At 38.7% G+C, this 7,364-nt stretch carries 6 protein-coding genes; all 6 read left to right on the plus strand.

The window, feature by feature from the left end:
- The first annotated feature begins 93 nt into the window (after positions 1 to 93).
- The 6 genes from MF646_RS15125 (at position 94) to MF646_RS15150 (ending at position 7,361) form a co-directional block, all read left to right on the plus strand.
- Positions 94 to 1,401, plus strand: a complete 1,308-nt coding sequence (locus tag MF646_RS15125; protein ID WP_250097351.1) for an aspartate aminotransferase family protein — start codon at positions 94 to 96, stop codon at positions 1,399 to 1,401.
- Between the two features lie 21 nt (positions 1,402 to 1,422).
- A complete protein-coding gene (locus MF646_RS15130; protein ID WP_338035503.1) occupies positions 1,423 to 2,112 on the plus strand; it encodes a CoA transferase subunit A in 690 nt (229 codons plus the stop codon).
- Entirely contained in the window at positions 2,097 to 2,771 is a 675-nt protein-coding gene (locus MF646_RS15135; RefSeq protein WP_250097352.1) for a 3-oxoacid CoA-transferase subunit B, read from the plus strand. Before MF646_RS15130 ends, MF646_RS15135 begins: the two co-directional genes overlap by 16 nt.
- 12 nt (positions 2,772 to 2,783) lie before the next feature.
- Positions 2,784 to 4,067, plus strand: a complete 1,284-nt coding sequence (locus tag MF646_RS15140; protein WP_250097353.1) for a peptidase — start codon at positions 2,784 to 2,786, stop codon at positions 4,065 to 4,067.
- A gap of 449 nt (positions 4,068 to 4,516) precedes the next feature.
- A complete protein-coding gene (locus tag MF646_RS15145) occupies positions 4,517 to 5,851 on the plus strand; it encodes an allantoinase (RefSeq protein WP_250097354.1) in 1,335 nt (444 codons plus the stop codon).
- A gap of 79 nt (positions 5,852 to 5,930) precedes the next feature.
- Complete coding sequence (locus MF646_RS15150) at positions 5,931 to 7,361, plus strand: YfcC family protein (protein ID WP_250097355.1); 1,431 nt, start codon at positions 5,931 to 5,933, stop codon at positions 7,359 to 7,361.
- The last annotated feature ends 3 nt before the right edge of the window (positions 7,362 to 7,364 follow it).

A 7,364-nucleotide genomic window follows, 5' to 3' on the forward strand; every position in this document is an offset into this window, starting at 1 on the left:
GGTTCTCCTAGAGCCGTGTATCGTGTGAACCATTGCAGTATTTTTAAATACGCTAAAGTGAAAAAAGCCCTTCATAAAGAGAGAGGGATGAAAATGAAACGTTCATTACTAATTAAACCTATGATGGATGAAGACTACCCAACCGCTGTTCGAGCAGAGGGAATCTATATTTATGATGAGCATGGGAAGAAGTATCTAGATGGTTCATCAGGAGCAGTAACCGCAAGTCTTGGTCATGCGGTTACTGAAATCATTGAAGCTGTCCATGAGCAGTCGAAAGAAGTATCATTTGTTTACCGTTCACAATTTACAACGATCCCTGCTGAACAATTAGCACAAAAATTAAACACATTGATAAATGCAAAAGAGAACTATTGGTCATTCTTTGTAAATAGTGGATCAGAAGCAGCTGAAACTGCTATGAAAATTGCCATTCAACATTTTCAAGAACAAGGGAAAACCCAAAAGAACAAAATTCTCTCTCGCTGGATTAGCTATCACGGAATTACAATCGGGGCGTTATCGATGTCTGGTCATGTTAAACGTCGTGAACGATTTGTTCCTCTTTTAGAGGATTATCCTAGCATTTCAGCACCGTATTGTTATCAATGTCCATTTCATAAAACATTTCCAGACTGTCAGCTCGCTTGTGCCAGCGAACTTGAAACAGCAATTAAGCGAATTGGAGCTCAACATATAGCGGCCTTTATCGCCGAACCGATTGTTGGTGCAGCAGGAGGAGTAATTGTGCCTCCTGAAGGCTATTATCAACAAATTAGAAAGATCTGTGACCGATACAACATTTTATTTATTGCAGATGAAGTCATGACAGGACTAGGTCGTACAGGAAAAATGTTTGCTCTTAATCATTGGGATGTGTTGCCTGATATTATGACCCTTGGAAAAGGACTTAGTGCAGGGTATACCCCTATTGCTGCGACGCTCGCTAGTGATAAAGTAATGAAGCCTATTTTACAAGGAACTAAATCGATTATGAGCGGACATACATTTAGTGCCAACCCACAATCTACTGCAGTTGCTTTAGCTGTTTTAAATTATATTGAAAAAGAAAATTTAGTTGAAAAAGTCGAAAGTCAAGGGGCGATTCTCCTTCAAAAACTACATGTGTTAGCCAAGGGGTTTCCAATGATTGGAGACATTCGTGGAAAAGGGCTATTAATTGGGGTGGAATTCACCTCAGAATCACATGGGAGTCTAACACAGAAAATAGTTACTACAGCAAGAGAAAAGGGACTTCTTCTGTATCCTGCTTCAGCTGGAAGAGATGGATTTGAAGGAGATGCTATCATTATTTCTCCCCCTTTTACCATTACAGAAAAAGAAATTAATCAATTAATTAAGCTTTTTTCAGACACATTACATGAAGTCCAAGGAGGATAGGAGGATGAAGCCTTGCAAAATATTCGCCAATCTTTTCATAAAGTGTGCACTTTACAAAAAACTATGAATTATATTAATGATGGCTGTTCACTCATGTTTGGTGGATTTGGAGGTGTCGGCAATCCTCCAACACTAATTAATGGTCTTATAGAAAAGGGTGTGAAAGACCTCACATTGATCGGAAATGACGCTGGTTTTCCAACAATCGGAATCGGAAAATTTATTAGCCAAGGCAGAGCAAAAAAGCTAATAGCCTCACATATTGGTTCAAATCCTGTTGCAGGACAGTTGATGGTAGATGGGCTATTAGAAGTTGAGTTTTCGCCACAAGGGACATTAGCAGAACGTATTCGTGCAGGAGGAGTTGGGTTAGGAGGCGTTTTAACAGATATTGGACTCGACAGCATGATGGAGGAAGGAAAACAAAAAGTTCAGGTAGATGGGAAGACATTTTTAATAGAATCTGCACTTAGAGCTGATGTCGCGATTGTTTACGCGAAAAAAGCAGATGAATTTGGCAACTTAATATATGAAACAAGTGCACGGAATACAAATCCTTTAGTTGCGATGGCTGGAAATATTACAATCGCTGAAGTAGAAGAAATTGTCCCTGTTGGAAATTTAGACCCCCACGATATTCATACACCTGGTATTTTCGTAGATTATGTGATTCAAAGCAAAGGGGTAGATTGGAAATGGGCATGGGAGTGAATATTCGAGAAAGGATAGCGAAGCGCGCTGCACAAGAAATCAAAGACGGGATGATGGTGAATTTAGGGATAGGCATCCCTTCTCTCGTTGCTAATTATCTCGCATCTGAGTGTCGAGTTATGTTCCATGCAGAAAATGGAGTACTTGGTATTGGGAAAGAACCAGAAAAGGGGAAGGAAGATCCGACATTATGTAATGCAGCTGGTTTTCCTGTTACCACCGTTCCAGGTGCTTCTTATTTTGATAGCGCGGTTGCATTTGGCATGATTCGTTCCGGTTATTTAGATATCACTATTTTAGGAGGACTAGAGGTTAGTGAACAAGGCGATCTTGCCAATTGGATCGTTCCTAAAAAGCGAGTGCCAGGAATAGGGGGCGCCATGGAGCTCGCAAAAAAAGCCAAAAAAGTGATTGTTGTGATGAATCATACAAATAAAAAAGGTGATGCCAAAATCGTGAAGCAATGTCGACTTCCACTAACAGCTAAAGCTTGTGTCAATTTAATTATCACTGATATGGCAGTAATTGAAGTAACAGAACAAGGGCTATTATTAAAGGAGGTAATGGAGCCATATTCTACAGAGGAAGTCATTGAAGCAACAGAAGCGCATCTTCTTGTACCGGGTGAGGTGAAAATAGTTAAAAGGAAGCTAGACTAGGGGGGTAGAGCAATGGAGAATCATCATCAGCTTAGAGACAAAATTTCAAGCTGGTTAAAGGCTCATCGGTGCAAAGGGACTCACTTGCTACAAAAGTTAGTTCAGGCCAAGAGTACTCAAGGTAATGAGGCTGGGGCTCAAAAGATTGTTATTGATACGTTAACAGCAATGGGCTTAAATATTGATGTTTGGGACCCTGAAGGAAAGGAGTTACAAACACATCCGTATTTTGCTTCTTCTAAAGTTGATTTTCACGGAAGTCCAAATGTTGTTGGTGTATTAAAAGGCAAGGGAAATGGACGATCCATTATTTTAAATGGACATATTGATGTCGTTCCTGCCGGTGATCGGGAACAATGGGATGATGATCCGTATAGTGGCAAAGTAAAAGATGGAAAGATGTTTGGTCGAGGAGTAACGGATATGAAAGGGGGGAATGTTTCGATGCTTTTAGCTATTCAAGCTATTCAGGCTCTTAATATTCCTCTTAAAGGCAATCTGATCTTTGAGAGCGTGATTGAAGAAGAAAGTGGAGGAACAGGAACATTAGCTAGTATTGAAAGGGGATATAAAGCCGATGCTGCTATTATCCCTGAACCAACAAATATGAAAATATTTCCAAAACAACAAGGGTCAATGTGGTTTCGTATCTTTGTGAAAGGACGTTCGGCTCATGGCGGTACGAGGTATGAAGGAATCAGTGCAATTGAAAAAAGTATGATAGTCGTTAATCATATTCTTAACCTTGAGAAGGAGAGAAATAGCCGCATAACAGACCCTTTGTATGAAAAGATCCCGATCCCGATCCCGATCAATATTGGAAAAATTGAAGGAGGAGAATGGCCTTCTTCCGTTTGCGATCTTGTTCAAATTGAAGGACGAATGGGAGTTTCACCAGAGGAAACAATGGAGGAAGCCAAAGCAGAAATGGAACAATGGGTAAGAAAACTAGGGGAATTGGATTCGTGGTTTAAACAAACCCCATTAAAAATAGAGTGGTTTGGTGCGAGATGGCTTCCTGGTTCCATTCCAACTAGTCATCAGCTAGTAAGTTCTTTAGCAAAAAATTATCAATTAGTCTTAAAAAAAGAACCAATAGTTGAAGCATCCCCTTGGGGAACAGATGGGGGGCTCTTAACAAAGGTAGGAGAGACACCGTCCGTTGTGTTCGGGCCCGGAGTAACAGAAAAAGCACATTTCCCTAATGAATATATAGAACTTGATAAGGTATTTGTTACAGCAGAAATCATTGCTTTAACGGTAATAGATTGGTGCGGGATCGCAGAAACGCAATAGAGCTATAATTTGAAATAGGCAAACTTAGTGAAAGATAGCAAGGTAGATATAATCTGTGAGGTTTATTTACGGATGTCTACGTATCTTGTTAGATCTGCAACTTCGTTTGTCTTTTTATTTTGTCCGTGACTATTACTTGTTAAGTCTTATTGTAAATGAGCTTAAAGAGCACAACTGTAAACAAATTACACATTTTAAAACATGTAATTTGTTTACAGTTGTGACGTTTATAAAAAGATTGTTATATTATCTGACAATATTACCCAAAGTTTTTGAACCATCTGATAAAACTAAATCATGGGATAAAAACATACGGGCCATTTATTTTTTTTATATGCACGTTGTGCATGGTGAACAATAAAGATGGGTTTATTTAGTCGGTGTGGCTAATGATGATTTTGAGAGAATCTTTTACACTCTAATCAACGTTATGAAAAGGAGGAAGGGTAATGTTGTTTGATACGGTCATACTCTTTGGAACGCTTGTAACTGAAAATGATGTGGTTGAAGCGGATTTAGGAATACATAATGGAAAAATTGTCGCAATATGTGAACCAGGAACGATTAAAGCAGGAAGTGCAAAAATAATAGATGCTAAAGGTTTACACATATTTCCGGGTTTGATTGATGTACATGTACATTTTAATGAACCTGGAAGAGATAATTGGGAAGGACTTGAAACAGGAAGCCAAAGCTTAGCTGCGGGGGGAATCACAACATTCTTTGATATGCCTTTAAACAGCAATCCCCCTACTACTACTAAGGAGCGCTATTTAGAAAAACAACAGGTAGCTAACGAAAAGTCGATTGTAGACTACCGTCTATGGGGTGGTTTGGTACCAGATAATATTGAAAATCTAACAGAACTACATGAAGAAGGTGCTATTGGTTTTAAAGCATTCATGTCGGAATGTGGTACGGATGATTTCCGGTATGCTGATAATAATACTTTAATTCAAGGAATGGAAAAGATAGCAGAACTGAATTCAATTTTAGCACTTCATGCAGAATCGAATGAGATGATAAATTATTTAACCGAAAAAGCAAAAAAGGAACAACGTTTATCCATTCGAGATTATTGCAACTCACGTCCGATCCTCTCAGAACTAGAAGCAGTTGAAAGAGTTTTACGTTATGCAGAGCTAACAGGTTGTAAATTACATATTGTTCATGTAAGTAGTAAGAAGGTTATTGATCGTATTAAAGAAGCAAAAGAAGAAGGGATCGACGTAACAGCCGAAACGTGTCCACATTATTTGTGTTTATCTATTGAGGAATTTGAGGAGATTGGTCCTGCTGCTAAATGTGCACCTCCCCTGCGAGAAAGGGAAGAAGTAGAACTGTTATGGCAAGCTTTAAAAAATGGGGATATAGACATCATTAGCTCAGATCATTCACCATCACCTCCAGAGTTAAAAGCACAGGGCGAACATATTTTTGATGTTTGGGGAGGAATTGCTGGTTGTCAAAATACATTACATGCTCTCTTAACGGAAGGTTACCACAACCGCGCAGTGTCATTGTCAAAAATTGCAGAGGTTACCGCTCTTCAACCCGCAAAGCGTTTTGGCTTATATCCAAATAAAGGATCGATTCGAATCGGCTCGGATGCCGATTTAACAATCATTAACCTTAATGAAAAGTTCGTGTTGAAAGCAGAAGATCTTAAATATCGTCATAAACTTAGCCCGTATGTGGGGAAAAACTTTATCGGGAAGACTTTGTATACATTTTCAAGAGGCGTTTGCGTATTCGAGGACTTTAAAAGCAAGACTAATGTGTAACAATAGTATCTAAAAATTAAACTGAATATTCCGAATTCGTAAGTGACCCTTCAAACTGAGGGAAAAGGAGTGGAAAAACATGAGAGCAGAAGCGAAAGTTATGCCAGTAAAAGAAGAACAACCGAAAAAGAAGAAGTTTGCTTTTCCTCATATTTACGTTATTCTATTGATTTTTGTAGCTGTGATGAGTATTGCGTCCTATGTCGTTCCGGCTGGAGAGTATGAACGAGTTGAAGGCCCGATGGGGAGAATGATGATTAATCCAGATGTTTTTACATTCATTGAATCAACACCGATCGGTTTAATGGATTTTTTAACAGCTATTCCTCAAGGGATGGTAAGTGCTAGTTCAGTCGTGTTTTTCACCTTTATGATAGGTGGAGCATTCATGGTATTAAAAGACACGGGAATTATACATTTTGGCGTAGATCGATTAACGAGAACATTTATTAGTAGAAAAGTATTAATTATTCCTGTTTTATTAGTTACATTTTCGGTTATTACTGCTTTTATTGGTACACCAGAGTTAGCTTTAGTGTACGTACCTATTTTAATTCCTTTAATGATTAAGCTAGGCTATGACAAGATGATGGCAGCTGGAGTAGCCTTGATTTCTACAACTGGGGGTTTTTTAGCGGCACTAACGAATCCAGGTACTGTTGGTCTATCTCATCAAATAGCTGAATTACCTGTTTATTCAGGTGCGGGTTATAGATTTTTATTATTAGTAGCTATTATTACTTCTGGTGTAATATTTTTAATTGGATATGCTAAAAAGTTAGAAAAGAATCCACAATTAGTTAAACAGAGTTTAAAAGAGACTGCATCTCACCATATTTATCAAGAGAAGAACTATGACATTACAACGAGACAACAGGTCGCAGGGATTGTCGTGATCTTGATGTTTGTTGGTATGATATATGGAGTATTAACACATCAATGGGACTTCATAAAATTAGCTGGATATTTCCTTGCAATGGGAGTCATTGTAGGGATTGTTGCAGGCATGTCTGGAAACCAAATTAGTGAATCTTTTAACAAAGGGTTCCGGGATGTTTTACTAGGTGCAATGATTATCGGGGTTGCTCGAGGTGTTGCCGTTGTTATGGAAGAAAGTCAAATCATTGATACGATCATCTATGGGCTATCACATGCGGTTAGTAGTTTACCATCATCGATCACCGTTTTAGGGATGCTTGCAACCCAAGGTTTGTTTAATTTCTTTGTACCTTCTGGTAGTGGCCAAGCATTAATTACAATGCCGATTATGATTCCATTAGCAGATATTGTAGGGACAACAAGACAGACTGCTATTTTGGCTTTCCAAATCGGAGATGGTCTATCCAATATAATATTCCCGACATCAGGTTACTTTATGGCAACGATTGCTGCTGCTGGAATTTCCTATGGTAAATGGGCTAAATTTATCTTTCCATTATTGATCGTTTGGTTTTTTATTGGATGTGCATTTTTGTTAGTTGCGCATGCAATGACATGGGGACCATTCTAATAT

It is taken from the genome of Halalkalibacter alkaliphilus (assembly GCF_023555415.1).
Lineage (GTDB): Bacteria > Bacillota > Bacilli > Bacillales > Bacillaceae_D > Halalkalibacter > Halalkalibacter alkaliphilus.

What these genes read in the sequence shown, in the direction of transcription:
- MF646_RS15125 (WP_250097351.1), top strand. Translation starts at nt 94, where the DNA reads ATGAAACGTTCATTACTAATTAAACCTATGATGGATGAAGACTACCCA.
- MF646_RS15135 (WP_250097352.1), top strand. Translation starts at nt 2,097, where the DNA reads ATGGGCATGGGAGTGAATATTCGAGAAAGGATAGCGAAGCGCGCTGCA.
- MF646_RS15140 (WP_250097353.1), top strand. Translation starts at nt 2,784, where the DNA reads ATGGAGAATCATCATCAGCTTAGAGACAAAATTTCAAGCTGGTTAAAG.
- MF646_RS15145 (WP_250097354.1), top strand. Translation starts at nt 4,517, where the DNA reads ATGTTGTTTGATACGGTCATACTCTTTGGAACGCTTGTAACTGAAAAT.
- MF646_RS15150 (WP_250097355.1), top strand. Translation starts at nt 5,931, where the DNA reads ATGAGAGCAGAAGCGAAAGTTATGCCAGTAAAAGAAGAACAACCGAAA.